The following is a 26167-nucleotide window of genomic DNA, read 5'->3' as shown; positions in this document are numbered from 1 at the left end:
TCTCCAGGTCAGCGCTTATCGATGACCTTATCGATCAGGCCATACTCCATGGCCTCCTGAGCGGTCATAAAGTTGTCCCGCTCACAGTCCGCGGTGACCACTTCAATGGGTTTGCCGGTATTCTCCGCCAGAATGCGGTTCATCCGGCTCTTGACTACCTCCAGCCGCTTCAGGTGGATGGCCATATCGGTGATCTGGCCTTGGGTCCCGGCGGAGGGCTGGTGGATCATGATCTCAGCGTTAGGCAGAGCCAGCCGCTTACCCTTGGCTCCAGCAGCCAGCAGGAAGGCGCCCATAGAGGCTGCCAGCCCCACGCAGATGGTGGACACATCGCACTTGATATACTGCATGGTGTCATAGATGGCCATTCCGGCGGTAACAGAGCCACCGGGGCTGTTGATATAGAACTGGATATCCTTATCCGGATCCTGGGCCTCCAGATACAGCAGTTGAGCCACCACCAGGGAGGCTGTGGTGTCATTGACCTCCTCTGACAGCATGATAATACGGTCGTTGAGCAGGCGGGAGAAGATGTCATAGGACCGCTCGCCGCGGTTGGTCTGCTCTACTACATAAGGAACTAAACTCATAATAACATACTCCTTCTTTTGGGACGGTGATACCAGAGTATACCCGTCCAGCCGGAAAATGATTCCTCCGGCCCACCAGAGAAAAAGGGACGATCTCAGGAGCGGGCGGTGTGCCGCCCTGCTCCATGGCCTCACCGGCGCCTTGTTACTCCACGTCTGCAAAAATATGGACACGCCCGGAGCGGTTCCCCACCCCGGACGTGACAGCATCACTCAGCCTTGGGCTCCTCGGTCTTCTTTTTGCGGGCGCGCTTAGGCTTCTCCTCGGCAGGGGCTTCCTCAGCAGCTGCCTCGGCGGCCTCCGTCTTCTTGGCAGCAGCCTTCTTCTTGGCCTTTCCAGCCTTGGCCTCAGCAATGACCAGACTGCTGGCCTTCTTCAGCCGCAGGTCCTTTTTCAGGTCCTCGGCGGGAACCGCTGCCTTCACCTGCTCAACCTTCAGGCCGTACTGTTCAGCCAGACGGCTGAACTCAGCCTCCAGCTCCTCCTCAGTGACCTCCAGCTTCTCGGCGTCGGCCACGGCGGTAAGGGCCAGCTCAGTCTGCACCTGCTTCAGGGCGGCGGGACGTGCGGAGGTGCGCAGCATCTCCGGGCTCATCCCCATCATCTTCATATAATCGTCCATGGAGATGCCCTGACCCTGGAGGCGCATGGCGTAGTCGTCCATCAGGCGGTCCACCTGGACCTCCACCATGCCGTCCGGGATCTCGCACTCCATATCCTCCACCAGCTGATCCATCACGGCGTTCTCAAAGTCAGCCTGAGCCTGCTGCTGGCGGCGCTGGGTGACCTTCTCCTTCAGGTCGGCCCGGAAGGCCTCCAGCGTTTCAAACTCGGACACATCCTTGGCAAACTCATCATCAACGGCGGGGGCCTGGGACTCCTTGACCTCGTTGACCTTCACATGGAATACCACAGCCTTGCCGGCCAGATCCGCGTGGTAGTCCTCCGGGAAGGTGATATCCAGGTCCTTCTCCTCGCCGGCCTTCATGCCGATAATCTGCTCCTCAAAGCCGGGAACAAAGGCGCCGGAGCCCAGCTTCAGGTCGTAGTTCTCGCCCTTGCCTCCCTCAAAGGGGGTGCCGTTGTCAAAGCCCTCAAAGTCGATGACGGCAGTGTCGCCCTTCTTGGCCTTGCGCTTGACGCTGACCAGGCGGGTCGCCCGCTCGACAAAGGGCTTCATCTCCTCGTCGACGTCCTTCTCGGTAATCTTGGGCTCCTCCTTAGGGGCAGTGATGCCCTTGTAAGTACCCAGCTTGACCTCGGGTCGGACAGAAACCAGAGCCTTGAAGGTAAAGCCCTCCTTACCCACCTCAACGATCTCCATCTTTGGATAGCCTACATCGTCCAGCCCCTGTTCCTTGACAGCCTCCTCATAAGCGGAGGGGTAGACGTCGTTGATAGCATCCTCATAGAATACGCCAGCGCCGTACATCCCCTCGATGATCTTGCGGGGGGCCTTGCCCTTGCGGAAGCCGGGGACGGAGATAGAGCCGCGGCTCTTTAAATAGGCCTTCTGAACGGCGGCCTCGAACTGGGCGGCGTCGATCTGGATGGTCAGCTCGACGGTGCTTTTCTCTTTCTTCTCAACACTGGTGACCTTCATTTGTTTACTTCCTCCTGTGGGCGCATCTCCATCCCAAAGGGGGAAAGAACAGCGCCTTTTTACTTTCGCCACGATATTTTACCAGATATCTCTCTGTTTGACCAGAGGATTTTTAAGAATTTTCCATGAATTTTTCAATCTTCCACCAACTTTTCCGGTCGAAACCCCAAATAATCCGCCGAAACCAGGTGGTACTCAATGCCGCCATGCTTTCCAGAGGCCGCCAGACGGTGGCTTCCGCCGTGGAGGTGGCCATAGTAGCAGCGGGTAACGCCATACCGCTCCATCAGGTCGATGATCTCCTGGCAGCGATAACCCTGATAGAGAGGGGGGTAGTGGAGAAAGCAGAATTTTTCCTTCTCCCCCCCGGCCTTCAGGGACGCCTCCAGCCGAATCAGCTCCCGGTTGAAAATCTTGGTGCCGTGCCCCTCCCTGTCCTCCTCATAAAACCATCCCCTGGTCCCGCACAGGGCGATGTCCCCATAGAAATGGCAGTTATTGTGGAGCAGATGGAAGGTGGTAAATCCATTTTCCTGGAAGAACCGCTCCATTTTGGCGGCGGTATTCCACCAGTAGTCGTGATTGCCCTTCATCAGCAGTTTCTTCCCAGGCAGGGCGTTTAGAAAAGCGAAGTCCTCCCTCGCCTCCTCCAATCCCATGGCCCAGGATAGGTCGCCGCACAAGACCACCGTGTCCTCCGGGCGGATCTGGGAGAAGCCCTCTTTCAACTTATCCACATACCCCGTCCAGCCCCCGCCAAAAACATCCATAGGCTTTCCGCTGGAGAGGGATAAATGGGTATCTCCAATGGCATACAGGGCCATGGGCTCACACCAGCATGGACAGCACCGCGTCCACCATATTCTCTTTCTCCACCGTCCTCGTAAAGCGAATTTCCTTGTTACGCAGAGAGGACAACGGAGCGGGAGCGGGCAGTCCGGTCTTGGCGGACAACTGGTCCAGAGCGTCCAGCCCCTGTGCCACTTCCGTCACCCCCAGGGCTCCCAGCACATTGTCGCAGAACTTGAAGGGACTGGCGGTGGACACCACCACACAGGGGGTATCATCTCCGCTCTCCTTCCGATACTGGTCCAGGGCAGAGAAGGCCACGGCGGTGTGTGGATCGATGAGATAATCGTGCTGACGGTACACCTCACCAATGACACGCTGCGTTTCCCGGTCATCACAGCAGTAACCTTGGAAGAGCTTCTGCAGCCGCTCCAGAATGGGCTTGCGAACCTCATACCGGCCGCTGGCGTTCAACTGCTCCATATATTGCTTGACCTCCTGGGTGTCCTGGGTCAGAGCAAACAGGAGACGCTCCAGGTTACTGGAAATCAGGATGTCCATGGAGGGGGACATAGTATTGTGGAATGGGCGCTTGCGGTCGTACACGCCGGTACGGATGAAGTCAGTCAGGACGTTGTTGCTGTTGGAGGCGCAAATCAGTTTGCCGATGGGCACTCCCATCTCTCTGGCATAGTAGGCGGCCAAGATATTGCCAAAATTGCCGGTAGGCACGCAGACATTGATGGTCTGGCCCGGAGCAATCTTCTCATCCCGCAGCAGGTCGCAGTAGGCGGAGATGTAGTAGACGATCTGGGGCAGAACACGGCCCCAGTTGATGGAGTTGGCGGAGGAGAAGAAAAATCCCCGGTCCGCTAGAGTTCTGCGCAGTTCCCCATCGGAAAACAGCCGCTTGACGCCGCTCTGAGCGTCATCAAAGTTGCCTCGCACCGCGGTCACCCCCACGTTATTCCCCTCCTGGGTGACCATCTGGAGTTCCTGTACCTGGGACACGCCGTCCCTTGGATAGAACACCATGATGCGGGTATGGGGTACATCCTTAAAGCCCTCCAGGGCTCCCTTGCCTGTATCGCCGGAGGTGGCCACCAGGATGCAGACAGTCTTTTCCTCCTCCCTCTTGGTCAAAGAGGCAGTGAGCAGGTGGGGCAGCATCTGGAGCGCCATATCTTTGAAGGCACAGGTAGGGCCATGCCACAGCTCCAGGCAGTGGGTATTCCCATCCAGAGAGCGCACAGGGGCGACTGCCGGGGTGTCAAACTTCTCCGGGCCATAGGCGGCCGCCGCGAAGTCGGTCAGCTCCTTAACGGAGAACTCCTCCAGAAACTGCTTCATGATGTAAACCGCCCGGTGCTGGTAGGACATGGACTTTAAGTCCTCCAGGGCTTTACCGGGCAGCTTGGGGATGTAGAAGGGGGTCATCAGGCCCCCGTCTGGAGCCAACCCCTGGATAATGGCCTGGGAGGCCATATAAGAGGTACTTACATCTCTTGTGCTGACATATTGCATCTTGATCATTCCCATCTTGATTCACAAAGTCAAAAACGGTATTACCTGCCATCCGACAGGACCACTGTGCTCTATTATGACAGTTTCCCGGTCCCAGGTCAAGTTCTGAGGAAAGAAAAACCGAGAGAAATGTGGATGGCCTAAAAGGCGTTTTCCACTCTAGAAATCTGGGGGCGGCACGTTTCCGTCCCCCGAGGGGCATAGATCTCCACCACATCAAAACGGGGCTGCAGCTGTGTGGGGTTTTCGGCTAGGTAGAGCTGGGCGGCCAGACGCAGCTTCTCCTGCTTCCGGCTATCCACAAAGGCACCGGCACGAGCAAAGCTGCCACTCTTGCGCAGCTTTACCTCCACAAAACACAGGAAGTTCCCCTCCCGCGCGATCAGGTCTATCTCCCCTTGGCGGCATCTCCAGCCAGCGGCCAGGATCCGGCAGCCACGTTCCCGCAGCCATTGAGCCGCCAAGGCCTCCCCCCATCGGCCCAGCAATCTGCTCTCCTGTCCGCTCATAGGCTTTTCAAAAATGTGCGGCGGTGGATCGGACTGGGGCCATACCGCCGCAGCAGCTCATAGTGCAGCTTAGTACCATAGCCCTTGTGCTGGTCAAATCTGTATTGGGGATACCGCTCCGCCATCTCCAGCATGAAGCGGTCCCGGCTCACCTTGGCCAGCACAGAGGCGGCGGCGACAGAGGCCGACAGGCTGTCCCCCTTCACGATACAGCGGTGGGGCACGGTGATGGAGGAGGTCCGCCCCCTGTCCCGGTTGCCGTCGATCAATGCAAAGTCAGGGTGGACAGGCAGTCCATCGATGGCAAGCTGCATAGCCCTCATTCGGGCGCTTAGGATATCCGTAGCGTCGATCTCGGCGGCATCCACCCAGGCGACCGCGCAGGCCAGAGCCTGCTCCTGAATAAAGGGAAACAGGGACTCCCGCTTCTTTGCCGTCAATTTTTTTGAGTCGTCTAGCCCAGGGACATCCAGACCCAAAGGCAGGATAACGGCGGCGGCGTACACCGGCCCGGCCAGCGGTCCGGCCCCCGCCTCATCGCAGCCACAAACCAGCCCGTATCCAGCCGCCAGCGCCTCTCTCTCATAGGTATAGCGGTCCATTCACATTTCCCTTTCCGGCGCTTCCAGTGTGAAGCGTCCCAGCTTGCCAGCCCTGTATTCATCCAGAAGGACACGAGCCATCCGCTCGGTATCCAGTTCCCCCCCGGAAATCCGCATCCCCCGCTTCTGTGCGCAGGTCTCCAGCAGTCGGTAGCCATAGGCCACGTCATTTTCCTCCCCATCCCGCGGGGGCAGAGCGGCCAGCTTATAGCCGGCCATCAGGGCGTCGGGATAGCGGTGAGCCAGCAGGGTCATCAGATGACAGCCCAGGGTCTCCACATCCATGATATCGTCCTTCACCGCTCCAGTAAAGGCCAGATGGAGCCCGGTCTGTTCGTCGTCAAATTTGGGCCATAGGATCCCCGGAGTATCCAGAAGGTCCAGGGACTGATCCACATTAACCCACTGCTTGCCTCGGGTGACTCCAGGCCGATCACCCGCCTTGGCTGACTTTTTTTTCGCTACCTTGTTGATAAAGGTAGACTTGCCCACGTTGGGTACTCCGACCACCATAGCCCGGACTGGGCGACCCACTTGGCCCTTCTCCCGCCACTTGGCGATCTGCTCCTTCAGCGCCCCTTGCACGACCGCAGAAAACTGGTTGACGCCCCGGCCGGACTTGGCGTCTGTTTCCAGTACGCTGTGCCCCTCTCCTTTGAAGCAAGCGGTCCACAGCCCAGTCATGGACGGGTCAGCCTGGTCCGCCCGGTTCAGGACAATCAGCCTGGGCTTCCCGGCGCAGATGGCGTCAATGTCCGGGTTTCGGCTGGACACCGGGATGCGGGCGTCGGTTATCTCTACCACAATATCAACATACTTCAGGTCAGCCTCGATCTGCCGACGGGTCTTGGTCATGTGACCAGGATACCATTGAATATTCATATGGGACACCTCCCAAAATTTCAGAAATTTGAAAGAAAGACAACCAAAAATTTGTAAGATTTCCATGTTATTCTCTTCCTCGAAACATATTCTGGAGGAAGATAATATGAGCTTTTTTACTCTTAAACTCGTGGCCCTGCTGTCTATGCTGTTCGACCATGTAACCAGTGTCTGGCCAGTATCCTGGTTTGTCTGGGACCTCTTTTTTCCCCACGCCACAGAAACGCCCCATATCGCGCTGGCTATACAGTCCCTTACGGATTATATCGGCCGCATCGCAGCCCCAGTGTTTCTGTTTTTTATTGCCAATGGCTACCGATACACCCATAGCGTCAAGCAGTATGCTCTGCGGCTGTTGGTCTTTGCCTGTTTGTCCGAGTGGCCTTATTACCTCTTATTTGGGATGCATGGGAACATCATATTCACACTTTTTTGGGGCCTAATCACCCTGTGGCTCTTTGAGCATGGTAATCGACTGCATCCTTGGCTGGGATGGACCTTGGCGGCGGCCGTCATTCTGATAGCGGAGGTCCTGGCGCTGGCGGAGGGAAAGGGCCGGTACCTCATCTTGATCCTTGCCTTTTATCTGACTGACCACTGGAGCGTAAGTCGAAAATTCCTGCTGTTCCTCTTTCTTCTGCCCGTGACCCGTTACGCTCTGACTTGGGATCTCCTCTCCCAAGCCGCCGCCGGTACATTGACCTGGCGCTGGATACACCTATGGGCGGTCAACACCATCGGTCCTCTCCTTGGAGTAGCTCTCACCTTCCGCTACAATGGCAAAAAAGGCCTCACCTTTCCGGTGGGTAAATATCTGTGGTATTTCTTCTACCCCGCCCACCTGCTAATTTTAGCGCTGATGGCCGGATAGAAAAAAGGAGCGGCACAAACCGCTCCTTTTTTGTGGATCACAGGGCCTCTTTGATCTTCGCAGCCTTGCCCACGCGGTTGCGCAGGTAGTACAGCTTGGCGCGGCGGACCTTACCGTGGCGGACCACCTCAATCTTCTCGACAGAGGGGGCGTGGACAGGAAATACCTTCTCCACGCCGACGCCATAAGAGATACGGCGGACGGTAAAGCTCTCCTCGATGCCGCCGTGCTTCTTGGCGATGACGGTACCCTCGAACACCTGGATACGCTCACGGTTGCCCTCCTTGACCTTCAGGTGGACACGGACAGTGTCGCCGATGGCCACGACGGGGGGTTCAGCCTTCTTGTACTTCTCGGTAAAAGCCTGCATTAGATCCATATTACATTTCCTCCTGTTATATAGGCGTTCATGCCGGCTTTTCTGGCGCACACACGATTAGAGCACCGCCGCAGAGGACCACCCGTTTTCAGACTAAGGAATCATATCACAATTTTCAGTGGATTGCAAGGACTTTTTCCCCTTTTTTACAAATCAGGACAGCTGTTCCGGCCGGAAAAAGTATCCGACACCGTCCTCCTCCCGCACCACACCCAGAAGCCGCCCCTCCTGGTCATAGATTGAGCACTCCGTCTCTCCCTCTTTCTCCAGCACCGCCGGTATCAGCTCCGCCCCGTCAAAGTAATAGAGGTGGTCAAAGGTATCCGGCCGGTTGGAGGCCGCGTTCCACTGGCGGTACATGGGATCGGTGGGCAGAGGTGTGACATTCCAGGAGCGCGAACCGTCCAGACTGGTCATCAGGCCCTGAAAGGCCCAGGCGCTCTCGGTGCAGCCATGGATGTGCTCATGATAATAATAGGTCTGGTTTGACAGATATGTAGGCTCTACCGCCAAGATGCCGACCCGGCCGTTGTCCTCCGGCTCCAGATCCTGTTGCAGGGCCTGGACGGTCATCTGGCCAATATACTGGTCTGTTTCCCAGGTCTGGCGATAATCGTGGATATCAGCGGCCCCAGCCCAGCAGAATATCAGCGCGGCCAGGGTAGCCAGCACCGCCGGCCCCTGCTTGCGGCCGGGGAGCCTGAACCAGAGGGCCATTACCGCGGTATCGCACACCAGAGCCAGCCCAGCAAAGGAGGTGACGGCTCCACGGAATGAGAACCAGGGATTTGCCAGCACAAAAAAGATACTGATGGGCGCCAGGAAGAGAAGTACCCCTGCCACAATCGCAAGCCAGGGGGACAGTGTTCCCCGCCCCGCCTCCTTCTTTGGAAAGAGGCGCCAGCACAGCACAGCTAACGCCGCCGTGAGGAACGCCCAGAACAGCAGCTGTCCGGAGAGGATCCACTGGAAAACGCGGGCCAGTCCCTGAAACAGCGTGGCCCCCATCCCTTCCACAAAGACAGACCGCATCTGGTCCAACACCTCTGGCAAAAAGGTATCCCACCAGTAAGGGGTGTTGACCGTGACCATTTCCGTCCGTCCGCTGTACACCCCATCGGAGGCCAGCAGCGCAGTCATCTCCAGGTAAAGCTTCATGGCGGGCAGGCCCCACAGGGACAGGAGCGCCCGCTTCCACCTCCTCCAGTCCCGGATTATCTCTAAAATAGCCATGCCTACGATAAGAGCTACGGAAAAAACACCGGATTGCTCGTAAAACCCATAGGGCAGTAACTGGAGGAAAAGGAAAGGCAACGCCCAATACCAACGTCCCGTGTCCATCCACCGCAAAAAGGCCTCCGCCGCCAGTACCGCCATCAGCAGGCCGCACACCACCCGAGTGGACGCGGACATCCAATAGGTCCCCTCCACACCCAAGGGCAGAAGGGTCATTACCACCAGAAAAAGAGGACCAATAGAAAAGTACCGGCTCAACTGCCGTTTGAGCAGTACGGCGCTCACAGCCAGCGCAAGGGAGATCATCGCTACACCCAGGATCATATAGTCGTACATAGAGCCCCAGATAAAGTAGTCCGCCAACCCCGCCAGCGGTCGTGAGGCCAGGAGCCCCATCGATGTCTGGAGCTCCCAAAAGCTTTCAGACAGAGCGTAGTTGTGGTACTGGATGTAGTCGTCCAGCTGGGGCCAGTACTGGACGCCAAAAGCACAGGCCCTGGCCATCAGGAGAAGGAAGATCGCCAGCACTTCTTTCCCCATCTCATGGCGAGCGGACCGCATGTCAGACATTCCCATAGACCTCCCTGTGTCCGCTGGACAGCCGGACCTCCATGTGTGGGAACCGCTTCTCTAGGAACTGGACCAGTTGGGGACAGACCACCTGCTCCGTGGCGTAGTGGCCCGCGTCCATCAGATTGATCCCCAGAGCCTTCGCCTCTAAAAACACATCATATTTTACATCGGCGGTCACAAAAGTGTCGCACCCCGCAGCTAGGACTTCTGACAGCATGGACCCGCAGGAGCCTCCGCCCACCGCCACCTTATTCACCGGCACTCCACCATCCACATAGCGGACTGACGCGGCACCCAGTCGTTCCTTTACAAAAGCGGCGTACTGGCACGCATCCAGCCCCTCCTGATGGGCCCGGCCCACCCTGCCGATCCCGTAAGGACGACCCTGACAGTCTGTTCCGTCCTGGTGGAGCATCGCTGTGTCCACCAACGCCAGCCTGTGGGCCAGCACGTCGTTGACTCCCCCCTGGGCCGCGTCCAAATTGGTGTGGGCGCAGATGGCGGCGATACCTAGCTCTGCCAGCCGAAGCAGGGTCCGTCCCAACGGTGAGGCGTCCGTAATCGTTTTTACCGGATGGAAGATGACTGGATGGTGGGACACGACCAACTGTGCGCCCCATAGCCCGGACTCCTCCACCACTTGTTCCGTGATGTCCAGCGCTACAAGGACACGGCTCACTGGCCGCTCCCCCCTGCCCACCAAAAAGCCGGCGTTGTCAAAGTCCATCTGTGTTTCAAAGGGCGCCCAGCTGTCCAGGGCCCGGTAGACCTCCATCACATCTGCCACTCTTGCCACTCCCTTTTCATCTCCAGCAGTCCCGTCCGGACCCGCTCCAGTTCTACACGCCGGTGGGCCGCCCGGTCCTCCCTGGCCTGTCCCATCCCAGACAGGGCCCTCTCTACCCGCTTCAGCCACTGGTCCAGCCACTTCCCCCGCAAGGGATGGGGGCTGTTCCTCCCCACCCAGCGTTCAGCGTCAGTCATGGGACCCATCTCGCCCGCCCTGACTGCCATAGCTGTATAAAGTGTATCTCCTTCACAGGAAAGCTCCTCCGCCTCAATCCGGTAGCCGTGGGTCCCCAGCCACCCCCTCAGGTCCGCCATAGACGACATGGGCTGAAGGACCAATAGGGTCCCCATGTCCCGTGTCCAGGGAGCAGCGGCCAGGATGGCGGCAATCGTTTCTCCCCCCATCCCCGCGATGGCTACGGCGTCCGCCTCTCTCGGCGAGATTTCCGCCAGACCGTCACACAGGCAGAACTTGACTTTTCCCTCCAAGCCGAATTCCTCTACGGTAGCTCTGGCCCGATTCAAGGGACCGGGTCGCAGGTCAGCGGCGATGGCCCCTCTGATCTTTCCCTCCAGCAGAAGAACGGCGGGCAGGTAGGCGTGGTCTGTGCCCACGTCAACCAGAACGACATCTCTGGGGAGCAAATCAGCCACCATCCGCAGCCGCGGTGTCAATTGAATCGTTCTGCTCATACTTCCTCCATCCGGATGGATAAGTAGATGGCCTGGGCAAAGTCTCGGACTCCAGACTCCTTTTCCTCATCCATGAAAGGCACAGATTTCCCCAGGTCCCGGCGGCAGAACATCCCCAGATACTCCGCCTTCCCGTGCTTGCACCAGCGGCGCAGGCCCTCCTCCCAGAGGTCGGCCCCCCGATCCGGCCGGTATCCGCAGGTAACGATGGAGGCCACCCGTTTGCCGTTCAGCAGGGCTGCCCCTTTCGTCCTACCATAGTTCTTATTGCCCGCGTAGATGGCCCGGTCCAACAGAGCCTTCATAGGCGCGGTGCAGAAAAAGGCATAGACAGGGGTCGCCAGCACGATCACGTCGCAGTCCTCCATCTCCTGAAATATCTGGGCAAAATCGTCCTTCTGAACACAGCCCAGACTGTCAGGTACATCCTGGCAGGCCATACAGCCCAGGCAGGGCCCTACCTTTTTATCATACAGGTGGATACACTGGGTCTGTATGCCCAGGAAACGGCACTCCTCCAGAAAGGGCGCCAGCAAAGCAGCGGTGTTGCCCTGGGACCTGGGGCTACCCATCAATATGGTAAATTTCATCTCTGTTCCCCCTGACCAGAAAAAAACGGGGACGGAATCGCTCCGCCCCCGCTTTTCAAACTTTACTCACCGGCGGCGATCATCTCGTTGACCTTCGCCAGCAGAGCATCACAGTCCACCCCGTGGACCATGCAGGCCTGCTCCACGGTCTCTCCACGGGAGGAGGGGCAGCCCAGACAGTGCATTCCAATGCCCAGGAACAGGGGGGCGGTCTGGGGGGCGATGGTCAAAATATCACCGATGATGGTGTCTTTTGTAATGGTCATAGCAGGATTCCTCCATTTTCTGAGATAGGAGTATTATACCCCATCTTCTCCCCTTTTTCAATGGAAAATCGGAAAAAAGTCCTTTCCTTTGATGGTATGGCAGATACCCCTTCCTTGCCTGTCTATCCTATCTTTCCATACTGTTCGAGAATCCTGTTTAGCGCCGCTGTTTTCTCGCCAATCCTATTTTGTAAAATTACCAGTGTCTTCTCCCTTTCCATGACCCAATGGATATGGTAAAATAAAAATAAAATATCCGCGCCTCTCCATATGGAGGAGCGCGGGGCAAGGAGCGACACCATGTCCGATCCATTTATCCGTACCCGCCTACTCATCGGCGAGGAACCGCTCGACCGGCTGGCCGCCGCCCGGGTCGCCGTCTTTGGCGTGGGCGGCGTGGGCGGTTTCTGTGTAGAGGCGCTTGCACGGGCAGGCGTTGGAGCTTTACACCTATATGATGACGATACCGTGTCGGAGAGCAATCTCAACCGGCAGATCGCCGCCCTTCGGTCCACCATTGGTCAGCCAAAGGTGGAGGTCATGGCCCGGCGGGTACTGGACATCAACCCCGGCTGCCAGGTCAAGGCCGTCCCTATGTTCTATCTGCCTCAGAACGCCCATCAGGTAGACCTGTCCCAGTACGACTATGTGGCCGACTGTATCGATACTGTGGCCGCCAAGCTGGAACTGATTGCACGGTGTACGGCGCTAGGCATCCCCATCATCAGCGCCATGGGTTCGGGAAATAAACTGGACCCCACCGCCTTTGAAGTGACGGATATCTCCAAAACCCAGGGCTGTCCCCTGGCCCGCGTCATGCGTAAAGAGCTCCGTCGGCGGGGTATCCTCCATCTGAAGGTGGTCTACTCCAGAGAGGAGCCCCTCTCCCCCGCCCAGCTTATCGAGGCAGAGGCTCCCGCCGGTGAGGGTACCCGCCCCGGCTCCTCCGCTCGACGGGCCACCCCCGGCTCCATCTCCTTTGTTCCCGCCGCCGCTGGGCTGGTATTGGCCGGGGCGGTTATACGGGATCTTGGCGGCTTCTAAGCATAAAAACGGCGTGGGAAATATCCCCACGCCGCTTTTCGTTTCTGCTGTCAATCAGTCCTCGGCCAGCTCGATACGGATGTTCTGCGCTCCCTCGTACAGGGTCTTCCTCCCCAGTTCATAAAGCTGGTCCAGCCCTTCGGTAATCGTTAGAACATGGTTCCCCGCCAACTGTCCCACCTTGCTGGCAAAGGACACGCCGCCATAGGCCAGGATCATCTCCATCTCGCTGATGCCCCCTGGATAGATGAGCAATTCCCCCTTGCTGGGGTAGCTGGTGTGGTTCTCAAAGTCCAGCCCCTCCCACCGGGTGTCGCCCATGGGAATCCACATCCCCTCTCCACTCCAGCGGACATGGATCAGCCTGTCCTCGATGGGAAGCATCTTCTTAAAAATGGCACAGGTCCTGGGGGCCTTTTCTTCTTCCAACCGCGCGAAAAATTGATAGTCACCGCAGGTCAACATTACCTTGGTCATATCCGCCGCTCCTTTTCTGGCCTTTTCCCAAAAACGTCTGTCGAGCCCCTGTCCGGCCGTGCAACTTTACAGAGACACCTTGTGGAACACTTTTTTCCCCTTGCGGACCATTAGGCCGTCGGAGAGCTGCTGGGCGGTATAAGCCGTATTGACATCCGCCACCTTTTCGTCATTGACAGTGACGCCGCCCTGCTCCACCAGGCGGCGGGCCTCCTTCTTGGAGGGGGCCAGCTTACACCTGACCATCAGGTCTAAAATCCCGATAGAACCGTCGGTCAAGTCAGCCTCGGTTAGTGCGGTGGAGGGCACATTACTCATATCTCCCCCGCCTACGAACAGGGCCTTGGCGGCCTCCTGGGCCTTTTGGGCCTCCTCCTCTCCGTGGACCAGCTTGGTCAGCTCGAAGGCGAGGATCTCCTTGGCGGTATTCAGCTGGCTTCCCTCCCACTTGTCCATCTCATCGATCTGCTCTATGGGCAGGAAGGTGAGCATACGAAGGCACTTGAGCACATCCCCGTCGCCCACGTTGCGCCAGTACTGGTAGAACTCGTACGGGCTGGTCTTGTTGGGGTCCAGCCACACGGCGCCCTTGGCGGTCTTGCCCATCTTCTTGCCCTCAGAATTGAGCAGCAGAGTGATGGTCATGGCGTGGGCGTCCTTCCCCAGCTTGCGGCGGATCAACTCGGTGCCGCCCAGCATGTTGGACCACTGGTCGTCGCCGCCGAACTGCATATTACAGCCATAGTTCTGGAACAGGTAATAGAAGTCATAGGACTGCATAATCATGTAGTTAAATTCCAGGAAGCTCAGTCCCTTCTCCATCCGCTGCTCGTAGCACTTGGCCCGAAGCATATTGTTGACGGAGAAGCAGGCACCCACATCCCGCAGCAGGTCGATATAATTCAGCTTCAGCAGCCAGTCGGCGTTGTTCACCATCTGGGCTTTGCCCTCGCCGAACTCGATGAACCGCTCCATCTGCTTCTTGAAGCAGTCGCAGTTGTGCTGGATGGTCTCAGGGGTCATCATGTTCCGCATATCCGTGCGTCCGGAGGGATCCCCGATATATCCGGTACCGCCGCCGATGAGGGCAATCGGCCGGTTCCCTGCCATTTGGAGGCGCTTCATCAGGCACAGGGCCATGAAGTGGCCCACATGGAGGGAGTCCGCGGTGGGGTCAAAGCCGATATAAAAGACAGCCTTCCCCTCGTCGATCATTTTGGAGATCTCCTCCTCATTAGTCACCTGGGCGATGAGGCCTCTGGCCTTCAGTTCTTCATAACAGGTCATATCTATACTTCCTTTCCTTTCTTTTCTCCATGGCTGTTATCTTCATTTTGTTGGGATATTGGAATGCTGTGCTTTCGCGCCCAGCTTGAGCTTGAGTACATTATAGGCCACCACCCCGCCGATGACGATGGCCGCTCCCACCATGGCATAGGCTCCGATGGCCTCTTTATAAAAAATCGCCACCAAAATAGGGTTGAGCACCGGCTCGATGCCGGAGATCAGGCTGGCCGTCACCGGCGGGGTGGTCTTCAGGCCAATGCACAGGAGCACATAGGCGACCCCTACCTGGAAGGCCCCCAGAATGACCAGGCTGAAAACCGCTGTGGCAGTAAATTCCGTTTCATGCGCCAAAAAGGGAAGCCCTGTCACGGCGGACAGCACATCTCCCCAGAATACGGAGGAGATGGCGTCGCTGTCCGGCATATCGTTCATCAGAAACACTCCGGCGTAGCTCACGCCGGACAGCAGGGCCAGAACATTGCCCAGCCCTCCCCCCATCTCCAGGCTGTCCAGAAAGAAAAAGAGGATGCCACCCAGCACCACCGCACAGGCTGCCAGGTCCAGCTTTTGGGGCTTTTTCCGAAAAAAAAGGGCGGAGAACAAGATGACGAAAATGGGCACTGTGAATTGAAGCACAATGGCGTTGGCGGCGGTTGTCAGCTTGTTGGCCAGAGAAAACAGGGCGTTGGTCCCAAACACGGACAGGGCCCCCAGTGCCACCCATCGGTTCAGGCGCAGAGGGTGCTTGGTCCACAGCAGATAGGCCCCGATGACTACCAGGGCGATTGCGGTCCGTCCGCCATTGATAGACATTCCGTTCCAGGGGATGACCTTGATGCAAAGCCCGCCAATGCTGTAAAGGGCGGCTGAGATGGCTACGAACAGTGTTCCCCTTTGGCTGGCTGTCATGCGTAGGCTCCTCTCTGCTCTGATATGAGGAAAGCCCTCTGTCCAAATTGGACAGAGGGCATGAAAATGCGGTACCACCTCTGGTATGCTTTCACCTCGCGGCGGAAGCCTCTCGGAGTACATGACTCCAGCGCTGTAACGGGCGCTCTCCGGCCTGTCCCCTACTAGGCCGTTCTCGGCGGTTCAGGCGGCTGCTCCGAGGGGTATTCACAAAAGCTTCCTCTCCCCCGTTGCACCGATCCGGGGGCTCTCTGGGCAGGAATTGCCTCTGCTACTCTTCCTCATCTCCGCAGTGTGCCAAATGTATCACAGTTTTGTCCCTTTGTCAACACCGGGTTTTCTCAGCCTTCGGACAGAAGACCAGCTATCCCGCAGGAACTGTCCCCGTACAGCCCGCCCGATCCGGCGGCGGATCAGCCCAGCCTGGGCCACAGTGTCGCTCCGGCCGGCAGGGCTGTAAAGGGCTGTCTCTACCGCAGGAATCAGTCCATCCAGGGCCGCGGCCAACTCCAGGTCCTCCCCTGCGCTTCGGCGCAGACGGAGCAAGAATTCCCGTGGCGTTTCCCCAGTCCGCTTACGCCAGGGGCTGAGTCGGCAGCGGCGGACCAGGCCGTAAAACATCCCCACAGGGGTGTCCCGGTGACGTGTCAGGAACAGATGCAGACGAATCCGGGTTCTCCAGCTCTCTAGCAGCCGCTTCAGCCCACTCCACAGGGAGATACGGCGGCGCTGAGGCGCCTTTGCAGCCTTCGGCACCTTCCTCCCACCAATTTTCAGCCGTCCCATCAGCCTTAACAGCCACGCCAGGAAAAGGAGGAGCGCCACCGCCGCCAGCACCAGAAGGATGATGGTCAACACAGGGTTGGCTTCCGCCTGAACAAGCTCCTCCTCCGGCAACTGGATCTGTGCATAGGGCTCCTCCAAATCCCCGGCGGCCATCTCCGGCAGCAGAGAAGACAAAAACAGAAGCAGCCGCCACAGCAGAGCCAATACTCCCTTTGCCATGGTAACCAGCCCATTCCACAGCATCACGATCCCCTCTCCGGCCGGGGCTGCCGCCACTCCTACCAGCAAAACCATCAGTCCAAAAATGCCCACAAAGGCAATCCCCAAGAGAGCCCAGCCCTTGATTATGATTGGGCCATACATCCGCCTGGCCGCTACGCCCAAGCAGGCGGCGGCAAAGCCGGCCGCTCCAGGCAGTACCCATAGGATACCGCTCCCCATGATCGAGGTGTAACCCATCAGGAGGACCAGCATTACGGCGCTTGTATCCAGACTCAGTATCATTTCGTGGAGTGTAGGTGCGTGGAGACTTCGGTATCCCCCCTTCATGGTTATCCAGAGACAGAATCCCGCGGCAAATACCAGCAGCAGCATCTCCTTCTGCTCTCCCAGCAGAAGAATAGACAGGAAAAAAAGGGCTCCCACCGCTGTATTCAGCAACACCAGTCTCCTCATAGTCTGTGGCCTGCTCAAAAACAGCTTGTTCAACAGATAAACAGCAGGAGAGTAGACCAGCATCGACAGCGGATAGTATCCATTAGGTGTTCTGGTGGACAGGGTCATCAAATAGAAAAAGGTGCACAGGTTGGCCGCCAGAGTGAACTGGAGCACCAGCGATGAGAAGGTCCGCCGCTCATCCATGGACAGGTCCCTCCCTCAGGCTGGACAGACAGACCAGCTCAAATTCTCCAAACGGCTCCGGCTCCCGGTAGGTCAGCACCGAGGTACATTCCTCTCCCAGCCGGCGCAGCAGTCCCCGGTCCCCCAGGCATGCCGTATCATAGGCGATGTAATAGAAGCGGCCCACCTTCTGGGCGCTCTCGTAGATGGGGCCCTGGTCAAAGACCGGCTGCTGGAGGATAAACTCCCCCCCGTCCTCTTTGCGCACCCGCGCACAGGGCTCGTAGGCGGCCAGGGCGCAGAGCAGCTCCTCCACATGGCTGACAGCAAACAGATTGACCGCCCTGCCGCTGAGACCCCGGCAGAGGCTCAGGCCGCATTGAACCTGGTAGTCAGCCAGCAGGACGAATTCAGAGGCCAGGATACTCAAAGTTTCCTCCAACTCTTCCCAATGGGGGACGTTCCCTCCAAAGCTCTCCCCGTCCAGGAGGAAGTGGACATTTTTGGGCAAAATATCCTCATACACATTGACGGACAAAGGCAGCCCCCGTGCGGCCAGACGCCAGTTGATATGCTTCAGGGAGTCGGTGGTCATGTAGTTCCGGGTGGAGCGGATCACCGTCAGGTCCTCCACGACGCCCCTGGTCCCGGTATCCGCGTTCCACAAGTTGCGCAGGAACAGGTCCGGGACCACCCGGACCAGCCTTGGGTAGACAAAAAACTGCCGTGCGTCCTCTTTGGGAATGAGGCACTCTACCTGACTTAGTCCAAAACCGTCCCCCGTCCTCAGTCGCCACCCTTGTGTGGAATAGACGCCCCGGCGCTCCGCCGTCCACCTGGAGGAGAAGCGCAGCCGCTCATACCAGAGAAACATGGTCAGCCGCTTCTCTCCCACCAGTTGGGTGGAAGCCCCCTCTTCCTCCAGGGCGGTCATCTCCCAATCGTCGGGCTTGCGGCTGTTCTCCGGCTTTAGGCAGAGGTTTCTGGACAGAGGAAAAAATACCTCCAGCCATACCACAGGCAGAAACTTGTTGTTGCATACCTCGATATCAAAGGTCGTCTCTTCCCCAGGGAACAAGCCGCCGCTCCGATTGGTCACCTGGATGGACACCTTTCGTGCGGAGGCGAAAGCCCATATCCGGGAAACTGCCGCAAGAAGGAACAGGAACATGAGGACACTGGCCAGGGCACTCTGTCCAAAAAAGGCGGCCAGCACACACAGCAGAGCCGATGTCGCTATAACCGGGATAGACACCAGAAGGCTAGAGCGGCTGAATACCAGCTTATTTTTCATGGGCGACTGCTTCCAGCTCTGGCGCTCCCTGGAGCCGTTCCAGCACATCGTCCAAGATGGCGGACACAGATACGCCGGAGAATCGGGCCCCGCTGTCCAGGATCAGGCGGTGCTCCAGCACTGGGGCGGCCAGTGTCTTTACGTCGTCCGGCGTCACGAAATCCCGGCCCTCCATGGCGGCCCAGACCTTTGCCGCCCGGTAGAGCCCCCGGGTGGCCCTGGGGCTTGCCCCCATCTTCAGTTGGGGATGGCTTCGGGTGGCGGCGGCCAGCGCCACGATGTAATCGGCCACCGCGTCGGACAGGTGTACCTGGCTGATCTGCCGCTGGGCCTCCACCAGCTCCTGGGCATTGGTGACCGGCCGCACCTGGTCAAAGGGAATCTCGTCCCCCAAATTACGGAGCATCCGCCGTTCCTCCTTCGGAGTTGGGTAACCCATGCTGATGCGGATAAGGAAGCGGTCCATCTGGGCCGCAGGGAGCCGGAAGGTACTCTCCGACTCCACCGGGTTCTGAGTAGCCAGCACCAGGAAAGGGGCGGGCAGAGGGAACTGCTCGCCGTCGATGGAGATCTGCCGCTCCTCCATGGCTTCCAGCAGGGCGGACTGAGTGCGGGGAATGGCACGGTTGATCTCGTCTGCCAGCAGGAGATTGGTCATTACCGGCCCCTGGCGCAGCTCAAAATCCCCGGTTTTTTGATTGTATATCCGCATACCGATGATATCGCTGGGCAGCAGATCCGGGACAAACTGGATTCGTCCAGACTGACAGCCCAAGGCGATGGAGATGGTCTTAACCAGGGTGGTCTTTCCCACGCCGGGCAGATCATCCAGCAGGATATGTCCATTGGCCAGAATCGACATCACGATCAGTCTGATCCGGTCCGATTTTCCTACGATGATCTTTTCTGTTTCTTCCTGGATGTTCTGTGACAGCTTGCGGATATCCATAGCTCTGCTCCTTTTATATCAATACGCCTCTTCGGGGTGCTCCGGGCACCTGCCTCGCGCAGCAGGTCAATAGTATGTATTATAATAGTATTATTATATCGACTGCCTCCCGCAAAATCAAGGCCCAGCGGCCCCTCCGTCCATTCACCTTTGGATATGGAAAAGGAGAGCGGCCCGCCATTTTCAGCGGACCGCCCTCCCTATTCTGGTTCAGATGCGGGCTACCCCGGTGCGGCGGGCCGCCTCCGCTACCGCCTCTGCCACCGCCGGCACCACTCTGGGGTCAAAGGGTTTCGGGATGATATAGTCCTCCGAGAGCTCTTCCTCGGAAATCAAGCCGGCCAGGGCCTGGGCCGCAGCCATCTTCATCTCCTCATTGATATCTCTGGCCCGCACGTCAAAGGCACCCCGGAACACACCGGGGAAGGCCAGTACATTGTTGATCTGGTTTGGAAAATCGCTTCGTCCGGTAGACACCACACGGGCGCCTCCCAACCGTGCGTCATCCGGGAATATCTCCGGTGTAGGGTTGGCACAGGCAAAGACGATGGCGTCCCGCTCCATCGTCCGAACCATGTCCGGAGTTACAAGGCCGGGGGCAGATACGCCGATAAACACATCAGCGCCCACCAGCAGGTCCGCCAAATTCCCCCGTCGTCCCTCAAGATTGGTCACCTTGGCAATCTCCTGCTGGGCCCAGTTCAGCTGAGGGCAGCCCTGGTAGATGGCCCCGAATTTGTCGCACAGCGTGATATCCCGGTAGCCGGCCAGAAGGAGCAGCCTCGTAATGGAGATGGCCGCCGAGCCGGCGCCGGAAAAGACGACGCGCACCTCCTCCTTGTTCTTCCCCACTACCTTCAGGGCGTTGGTCAGTCCGGCCAAGGCGATGATGGCGGTGCCGTGCTGGTCGTCGTGAAAGACCGGGATATCACACTTCTCCTTCAGCTTCCGTTCGATCTCAAAGCATCGGGGCGCGGCAATGTCTTCCAGATTGATGCCCCCAAAGGAGCCGGAGATGTTATACACCGTCTGGACAAATTCATCTACGTCCTGAGTCTTGACACATAGGGGAAAGGCGTCTATCCCGCCAAAGGTCTTGAACAGGACACATTTGCCCTCCATGACGGGCATTCCGGCCTCCGGACCAATATCTCCTAACCCCAGAACCGCCGAACCATCGGTGATGACGGCGCACAGGTTGTGACGCCTGGTCAATTCATAGCTCCTGTCAATATTGTCACGGATGGCTAGGCACGGTTGAGCCACACCGGGCGTATAGGCCAGGGACAGAGACTCCTGGTCATTAGCGGGTACAGTAGCCACTACCTCTATTTTTCCCCCCCACTGCTGGTGGAGGCGGAGGCTCTCCTTCGCGTAGTCCATAGTGTTCTCTCTCCTTCTCTCATGCGGCTGGAATGTGGACAGCCGTCTCTGTTTTTATTATATATCAGCTATCAAAAAAGGCAACAGGGAACAGTCGATTTTTCCGTCTCCTTCTAACGCTTCCCATCCCTATAAAAATGCAATTCTACATTGACACGTCTTTCATATTCTGTTACAATGTTTTTTAACATTCTATTTCAGGATGTGTTGTAAGGGATATTTATAGAGAATGGGAGGATCATTATGGAACATCACAGAGGACAATGGGGCAGTAACATCGGGTTTTTGATGGCTACGGTAGGCGCTGCTGTCGGACTGGGCAACATCTGGGGGTTTCCCTATAAGATGGGTGCCAGCGGCGGCTTTCCCTTCCTGATCATCTACATCGCCCTTGCTGTCCTGGTAGGCTTTCCCATCATGCTAACCGAGCTGGCAATCGGCCGGAAGAGCGGCAAAAGCGTCCTGGTAAGTTATCAAAATGTAGCTGGAGGCATGGGCACCTTCTTGGGGTTCCTAGCCATCATCTCTCCCCTGCTGATCCTAAGCTTCTACACCGTTCTAGGCGCCTATTGTATCCAATATGTGTGCCTCAACTTTGCCGAGTTGATTGGGGTATTTTCCCTGTCCAGCATCTCCGGCGCACAGTCTTTTACCGATATGCTCAGTAACCAGCCCTTGGCCATCGGTTCTACTGTGTTCTTCATCGCTATCTGTTACCTCATCATCCGCGGCGGCATTAAAGATGGTATTGAAAAGTTCAACAAAATCGGTATGCCTGCCTTGGCGATTATGCTGCTCATCGTCATCATTCGGGCTGTAACACTTCCCGGAGCTTTCGAGGGATTGAAGTTCATGTTTTCCCCCAACTGGGAGCCCTTCTCCTCTGTTCAGGGCTTCCTGAAGGTACTTTCCACCGCTGGCGGCCAGATGTTCTTCTCCTTATCCCTAGCTATGGGTATCACCGTCACTTACGGTTCTTACCTGAGCAAAAAGGAGAGCCTTGTAAAAAACTCCCTTATTATTATCATCTCTGATACCTGTGTGGCCATTATGGCTGGTCTTGCGGTTCTCCCCGCCGCTTTCGCTCTGGGCGGTGAGGGTGCTGAACTGAGCGGTCCCAAACTGCTGTTCATCACCATGCAGGACGTCTTTAACTCTATGGGCGCCTTTGGCCCCATCTTTGGTATTCTCTTCTTCCTGTTTGTCACCCTGGCGGCTATCACCTCCGCCATCGCCCTAGTCGAGGTGCTGGTCACCTTCGTCATTGACCATCAGGTAGCCAAGGGTAGGTCGCCCAAGCGCAGCAGAATCGTAGCGATCGCCTGTCTCATCGTGCTAGCGGAGGCTGTTCTGGTAGCCGCCGATGGGCTTGGCTCCAATGGACTCTGGATTCCCTTCCAGGATACTGGTATGACCCTGGGCGGCACCTGGCTCGACTTTATGGACTTTATTTCTGAGGGCGTGGCCATGCCTCTGGGGGCCTTGGTCATGTCTATCTTGGTGGGCTGGGTCATTGGCCCCAAGGTCATCCGCAACGAGGTCAGTTTAGAAGGAAATACCATGGGGGACGGTCTGTATTCCTTCTTCAGCATCTGTATCCGCTTTGTGGCCCCTGTGGCTATGGCCTTCATCCTGTATGGCCAGGTCACCACCTTTATTTCTCCCGCATGATTTCAGTCAAATAAAGATAGCGTCCTGTATCCAGATTGGGTACAGGACGCTTTTTTATCTGTGCAAGAAAATGAATAGAATCGAGAACACCAGGCCAAGTCCGGTCAGGATCAGGCCAAAGGCCAGCGAACGCATGACTCCATTCCCCCGCTGGGGCTGGTCGTCGTACAGGCCGAAGCTAGAGTCATCCACTACCTGTTCCAGGCTGGGCCGTGGTGTATATTCCTGCCCCGTAAGGGCGCTCACCAGCCGGCTCCGTCGGTCGATCAGCCATCGGCTCCATCTTAGGAACAAGGCAGGCAGTCCCCGGAACAAAAGCCGGAAGCCCACCCGGTCCACAAAGGCAGCCGCCAGCAGCAGTACCTGGGTGGAAAATTTCAGGAGCGGTCGGTACAGCCCGTACTCCAGATTGAGCCATCCTGGAATAGGGTCTCGGTAGTACCTTCTCCCGCTCTCTCCTTTGGGCATCAGCAGGGTACGCACCACCAGGAGGTAGACCACCAGGCCGATGGTCAGTGAGATCGCCGCCCCCTTCAGATTGACCACAGAGAAGTAATCTACCGCGTGAGACGGCACCGCTCCCTGGAAAAAGGAGCGGCCAAAGGCAGCGATCCTATCCATAAAACGGCCGGGAAGGAGGCCCAGGAGGAGCATCACCCCCACATATGTCAGCAGAACAGCCGCGGAGGCCGGAGCGATATAGCCGCCATGGCGGCGCCATTTTTTATCCAGTACCTCCTGGGGCAGCCGGTTTCTCTCCACAAAGATGCAGAGAAACAGCTTCAGCATATAGGCCAAGGTCAGCCCACCCGCAAAAAGAAACAGCCACTCCAGCGCCGTATAGGCCCAGGCCCGCTCTCCTGACAGATGGATATATTCCACGATGCTCTCGTGGAGCAGTGTTTTGCTCACATAGCCGTTGAGCAGGGGCAGCCCCGCCAGACTGAGCATGGGGATCCCCATGATAAGGGCCAACATGGGCTTATTTCGGCCAAAGCCCCGTATATCGTTCAGGTCAAAGGAATGGGTAGACAGATGGATGACGCCTGCAGCCGGGAAGAGCGCCAGCTTGATTAGCGAATGGTTGACGATATGGAGGACCGTCCCGTCCACCGCCAGGGCGTTATGGCTGCCCAGCAGACACTGCATCGCCAGCCCCACCAAAATAAAACCGATCTGGGAAACTGAGGAGCAGGCCAGTGTCCTTTTGAGGTCCACGGAGCAGAGGGCCAGCACAGCCCCCAAAACCATGGTGACGGCCCCGATGACTGCCAGCATGGCGCCCCAGCTTCCGTCATGGAGAAACAGGGTTGTGGACAGCACAGCTACCCCGTAAATCCCTGTCTTTGTGATAACACCGGACAGGACCGCCGAGGCGGGGGCAGGTGCAGCCGGATGGGCGGTGGGCAGCCAGATGTGAAGCGGAAACGCCCCCGCCTTGGCGCCAAAGCCCACTAGGGTCAGCAGGCCGCCCACCCAGAGCAGGGTACGGTCAGAAGCCTGTGCCGCCGCCTGTGCCAGCTGGTCAATTTGAAGGGTACCCAGTTGGAAGTGCAGGAGAAATAACCCTGACAAGGTAACCAGACCGCCGATGACAGCTACCGCTAAATAGGTGCCTCCGGCTCGCAGGGCCTCCTCCTCCTCTGTCTGGACCACCGACACATAAGAGGTAAAGGACATGACCTCAAAAAATAGGAAGGTAGTGTACAAGTCAGCAGATAAAAATACGCCCATGGCAGCCCCTAATGTGACCAGCCAAAACAGATAGTAGCGGTTCCGCCTTTTGATGTGGGCAAAATACTCATCAGACAGGATGGTCGCCGCCAACCACCCCGTAGCAGTCAGCATGGCCATAAGCGAGTGGAACCCACCGGAAGCAAAGGAGATGCCGAGCCCACAAAAGCCGTCCAACCGGACCGCGGTGTCCTCTCCCATGGCCATTGACAGCACCAGCAGAAGCTCCAGCGCGGCGGCAGACTGGACAAAGATATCCCTCGCCTTTTTCCAGACTAGACCGACCAGATAGCTGACCGGCCCGCACACAATAGGCATTGCGACCAGCAGCAGCAGAATCCGTCCCACAGGTTCCTCTCCCCCTCTCCAAAATAATGCATGCCCCTATCTATGCTCGGTCATAAGAACAGCAGCCGGCTGATGCCCAGATATACCTCCTGGGCCATCAGCCCAAGAATGACCGAGGCAAGAGCCAGTACGACCAAGGGAATGGTCATCCTCACGCCAGGGTCCCGCCTGGCCTGCCTTGGAATACGCACCGAGATAGCTCGGTGCTGTCTGGGGAAAAAGGCCAGCATGACGATCTGCATCAGGTACAGGGCGGTCAGGATCGCCGAGGCGATAAGGGCGGCGCCACCCAAATATCCCAGCGGGGTACCCAGAGCCACACTGGAAGTTGCCAGCAGCCATTTGCTTGTAAAGCCGGCCAGTGGAGGCACTCCCATCAGCCCCAGCGCTGTGACGGTAAAAGTGCTGAAAACCACCGGCATCAGCGGGCCACACCCTTCAATATCCGGGACGAAGTCCCGGTGCATCTTATAGTGGACCGCACCCACCCCAAAAAAGAGCGTGATCTTTAGAACCGCATGAAACACCATATGGGTCATGCCGGCTACCAAGCCAGCCGTAGACAGGGTCATCACGCCCAGCAGCACATAGGACAGGTTGCTGATGGTGGACCAGGCCAACCTCCGCTTCAAATGTTTGGTCTGGAGCGCCTTGGACGAGCCGAAGACGATGGTAAAGAGAATCGCCGCCAGCACCAGGTCCTGCGCCCATGTACCCCGCAGGATATCCGGGCCAAAGCCATACCAGGTCAGCCGGACTACCGCGAACACCCCCGCCTTGACCACAGCTACCGCATGGAGGAGGGCGGTCACCGGTGTGGGGGCCACTGAGGCCCGCAGGAGCCACTTGTGTCCTGGGAATACCGCCGCCTTCACCCCAAATCCAAAAAAGCCCAGCACATAGGCCACCAGCAGGGTGTCGAGGCTGGTCCCCTCTGAGATTAGAGTGCCTCCCAGGCGGAACATCCCGCTGCCGTATTGGAGGAGAAAGACCATGGCGATAAAGCCCAGGGCGGCACCGCTCATGGAATACACCAGATAGACTCGTCCGGCGTACCGCGCCTTGCCGTCCATACCGTGCATGACCAGGGGAAGGGTAACCAGGGTGAGCAGCTCATAAAAGAAATACATGGTCAGGATATTTGCCGAGAAGGCGACGCCCAACGTCACTCCAAAGGCAGCCAGATAGAAGGAAAAAAAACGGTCCTCTCCCCCCTCCCTGCTCATATATTCCAGGGCATACAGGCAAGCCAGCGGCCACAGCAGAGACACCATTGTGCCAAAGACACAGCCCAGTCCGTCCACCTGGAACGCAACAGACAGCCGCTCCCCCAGATGGACCAGGACCACGGCCTCCGCCCCCTTCATCTCCGAGATGGCAGTCAGGGACAGGACGGCGGTCATGCAGGATACGAACAACACATAGTGCTGCCGTCCCCGCCGGCCCCTTGGCTTCCAAATGGGCAGCATCCCGCCGCTCAGGATAGGAAACAACACTGCTAGCATGATCCACATAAGGAAACACCCCCTTTCCTCACAAGGTCTGAAG

Annotated in this window: 25 protein-coding genes; 3 read left to right on the top strand and 22 right to left on the bottom strand. The window is 57.7% G+C overall.

Annotated features, from left to right (window positions below; all coding sequences use genetic code 11):
- Window positions 1–8: 8 nt before the first annotated feature.
- The 7 genes from clpP to ylqF form a co-directional block, all read right to left on the bottom strand.
- Window positions 9–590 (bottom strand): ATP-dependent Clp endopeptidase proteolytic subunit ClpP, encoded by a 582-nt coding sequence (clpP, locus tag H8S11_RS05805; protein WP_147572241.1) that lies wholly within the window; start codon window positions 588–590, stop codon window positions 9–11.
- Between the two features lie 209 nt (window positions 591–799).
- Window positions 800–2194 (bottom strand): trigger factor, encoded by a 1395-nt coding sequence (gene tig / locus H8S11_RS05800; protein WP_147572240.1) that lies wholly within the window; start codon window positions 2192–2194, stop codon window positions 800–802.
- A gap of 134 nt (window positions 2195–2328) precedes the next feature.
- Entirely contained in the window at window positions 2329–3018 is a 690-nt protein-coding gene (locus tag H8S11_RS05795; RefSeq protein ID WP_186852511.1) for a metallophosphoesterase, read from the bottom strand.
- A gap of 4 nt (window positions 3019–3022) precedes the next feature.
- Window positions 3023–4507, bottom strand: a complete 1485-nt coding sequence (gene thrC / locus H8S11_RS05790; protein WP_186852649.1) for a threonine synthase — start codon at window positions 4505–4507, stop codon at window positions 3023–3025.
- Window positions 4508–4647: 140 nt separating this feature from the next.
- Window positions 4648–4995, bottom strand: a complete 348-nt coding sequence (locus tag H8S11_RS05785; protein WP_243200952.1) for a YraN family protein — start codon at window positions 4993–4995, stop codon at window positions 4648–4650.
- Between the two features lie 17 nt (window positions 4996–5012).
- The gene (gene rnhB, locus H8S11_RS05780) at window positions 5013–5618 is read right to left on the bottom strand and encodes a ribonuclease HII (RefSeq protein WP_186852509.1); all 606 of its coding nucleotides are present in this window, start codon (window positions 5616–5618) and stop codon (window positions 5013–5015) included.
- A complete protein-coding gene (gene ylqF, locus H8S11_RS05775) occupies window positions 5619–6500 on the bottom strand; it encodes a ribosome biogenesis GTPase YlqF (RefSeq protein ID WP_186852508.1) in 882 nt (293 codons plus the stop codon). It abuts the gene before it with no gap.
- 106 nt (window positions 6501–6606) lie between these two features.
- Here ylqF and H8S11_RS05770 point away from each other — a divergent pair, with 106 nt between their 5' ends.
- Complete coding sequence (locus H8S11_RS05770; protein ID WP_186852507.1) at window positions 6607–7371, top strand: TraX family protein; 765 nt, start codon at window positions 6607–6609, stop codon at window positions 7369–7371.
- A gap of 37 nt (window positions 7372–7408) precedes the next feature.
- Here the strand turns inward: H8S11_RS05770 and rplS are convergent, their stop codons facing one another.
- The 6 genes from rplS to H8S11_RS05740 all read right to left on the bottom strand — a co-directional run bounded on the left by rplS (window position 7409) and on the right by H8S11_RS05740 (window position 11897).
- A complete protein-coding gene (rplS, locus tag H8S11_RS05765) occupies window positions 7409–7750 on the bottom strand; it encodes a 50S ribosomal protein L19 (protein WP_147572234.1) in 342 nt (113 codons plus the stop codon).
- 153 nt (window positions 7751–7903) lie between these two features.
- Window positions 7904–9556: a glucosyltransferase domain-containing protein gene (locus H8S11_RS05760; protein WP_186852506.1), complete on the bottom strand. Its 1653-nt coding sequence runs from the start codon at window positions 9554–9556 to the stop codon at window positions 7904–7906.
- The gene (locus tag H8S11_RS05755; RefSeq protein WP_340405676.1) at window positions 9549–10355 is read right to left on the bottom strand and encodes a Nif3-like dinuclear metal center hexameric protein; all 807 of its coding nucleotides are present in this window, start codon (window positions 10353–10355) and stop codon (window positions 9549–9551) included. The genes H8S11_RS05760 and H8S11_RS05755 overlap by 8 nt, the downstream gene beginning before the upstream one ends.
- On the bottom strand, window positions 10334–11041 hold the full coding sequence (locus H8S11_RS05750) for a tRNA (adenine(22)-N(1))-methyltransferase (protein WP_147572232.1): 708 nt from the start codon (window positions 11039–11041) through the stop codon (window positions 10334–10336). The genes H8S11_RS05755 and H8S11_RS05750 overlap by 22 nt, the downstream gene beginning before the upstream one ends.
- Window positions 11038–11631, bottom strand: coding sequence for a flavodoxin family protein (locus tag H8S11_RS05745; protein WP_186852505.1), 594 nt, complete (start codon window positions 11629–11631; stop codon window positions 11038–11040). The genes H8S11_RS05750 and H8S11_RS05745 overlap by 4 nt, the downstream gene beginning before the upstream one ends.
- A gap of 62 nt (window positions 11632–11693) precedes the next feature.
- Entirely contained in the window at window positions 11694–11897 is a 204-nt protein-coding gene (locus H8S11_RS05740) for a DUF1858 domain-containing protein (protein WP_147572230.1), read from the bottom strand.
- Between the two features lie 300 nt (window positions 11898–12197).
- Here H8S11_RS05740 and H8S11_RS05735 point away from each other — a divergent pair, with 300 nt between their 5' ends.
- Window positions 12198–12941, top strand: a complete 744-nt coding sequence (locus tag H8S11_RS05735) for a tRNA threonylcarbamoyladenosine dehydratase (RefSeq protein WP_147572229.1) — start codon at window positions 12198–12200, stop codon at window positions 12939–12941.
- A gap of 54 nt (window positions 12942–12995) precedes the next feature.
- Here H8S11_RS05735 and H8S11_RS05730 read toward each other — a convergent pair whose 3' ends face one another.
- The 7 genes from H8S11_RS05730 to H8S11_RS05700 form a co-directional block, all read right to left on the bottom strand.
- Window positions 12996–13418, bottom strand: a complete 423-nt coding sequence (locus H8S11_RS05730; RefSeq protein ID WP_147572228.1) for a DUF3830 family protein — start codon at window positions 13416–13418, stop codon at window positions 12996–12998.
- A 66-nt stretch (window positions 13419–13484) separates the two neighbouring features.
- Window positions 13485–14705, bottom strand: coding sequence for a tyrosine--tRNA ligase (gene tyrS / locus H8S11_RS05725; RefSeq protein ID WP_147572227.1), 1221 nt, complete (start codon window positions 14703–14705; stop codon window positions 13485–13487).
- Between the two features lie 42 nt (window positions 14706–14747).
- A complete protein-coding gene (locus H8S11_RS05720; RefSeq protein WP_186852504.1) occupies window positions 14748–15614 on the bottom strand; it encodes a DMT family transporter in 867 nt (288 codons plus the stop codon).
- A 306-nt stretch (window positions 15615–15920) separates the two neighbouring features.
- Complete coding sequence (locus H8S11_RS05715; protein ID WP_186852503.1) at window positions 15921–17261, bottom strand: hypothetical protein; 1341 nt, start codon at window positions 17259–17261, stop codon at window positions 15921–15923.
- Window positions 17254–18534 (bottom strand): DUF58 domain-containing protein, encoded by a 1281-nt coding sequence (locus tag H8S11_RS05710; RefSeq protein ID WP_186852502.1) that lies wholly within the window; start codon window positions 18532–18534, stop codon window positions 17254–17256. Before H8S11_RS05710 ends, H8S11_RS05715 begins: the two co-directional genes overlap by 8 nt.
- Window positions 18524–19483 (bottom strand): AAA family ATPase, encoded by a 960-nt coding sequence (locus H8S11_RS05705; RefSeq protein WP_186852501.1) that lies wholly within the window; start codon window positions 19481–19483, stop codon window positions 18524–18526. The genes H8S11_RS05710 and H8S11_RS05705 overlap by 11 nt, the downstream gene beginning before the upstream one ends.
- Before the next feature lie 210 nt (window positions 19484–19693).
- A complete protein-coding gene (locus H8S11_RS05700; protein ID WP_147572222.1) occupies window positions 19694–20866 on the bottom strand; it encodes an NAD(P)-dependent malic enzyme in 1173 nt (390 codons plus the stop codon).
- A gap of 243 nt (window positions 20867–21109) precedes the next feature.
- Here H8S11_RS05700 and H8S11_RS05695 point away from each other — a divergent pair, with 243 nt between their 5' ends.
- Window positions 21110–22537: a sodium-dependent transporter gene (locus tag H8S11_RS05695; RefSeq protein WP_207721923.1), complete on the top strand. Its 1428-nt coding sequence runs from the start codon at window positions 21110–21112 to the stop codon at window positions 22535–22537.
- Between the two features lie 54 nt (window positions 22538–22591).
- Here the strand turns inward: H8S11_RS05695 and H8S11_RS05690 are convergent, their stop codons facing one another.
- Window positions 22592–24619 (bottom strand): complex I subunit 5 family protein, encoded by a 2028-nt coding sequence (locus H8S11_RS05690; RefSeq protein ID WP_186852500.1) that lies wholly within the window; start codon window positions 24617–24619, stop codon window positions 22592–22594.
- A gap of 50 nt (window positions 24620–24669) precedes the next feature.
- Window positions 24670–26133 carry a complex I subunit 5 family protein gene (locus tag H8S11_RS05685; protein ID WP_186852499.1) on the bottom strand — a complete coding sequence of 488 codons (1464 nt, stop codon included), beginning with the start codon at window positions 26131–26133 and terminating at the stop codon, window positions 24670–24672.
- Window positions 26134–26167: the final 34 nt, after the last annotated feature.

It is taken from the genome of Flintibacter hominis (assembly GCF_014287965.1).
GTDB lineage: Bacteria > Bacillota > Clostridia > Oscillospirales > Oscillospiraceae > Lawsonibacter > Lawsonibacter aceti.
The sequence above is the reverse complement of the archived record's forward strand: the minus strand, read 5'-3'. Positions and strand labels throughout refer to the sequence as shown.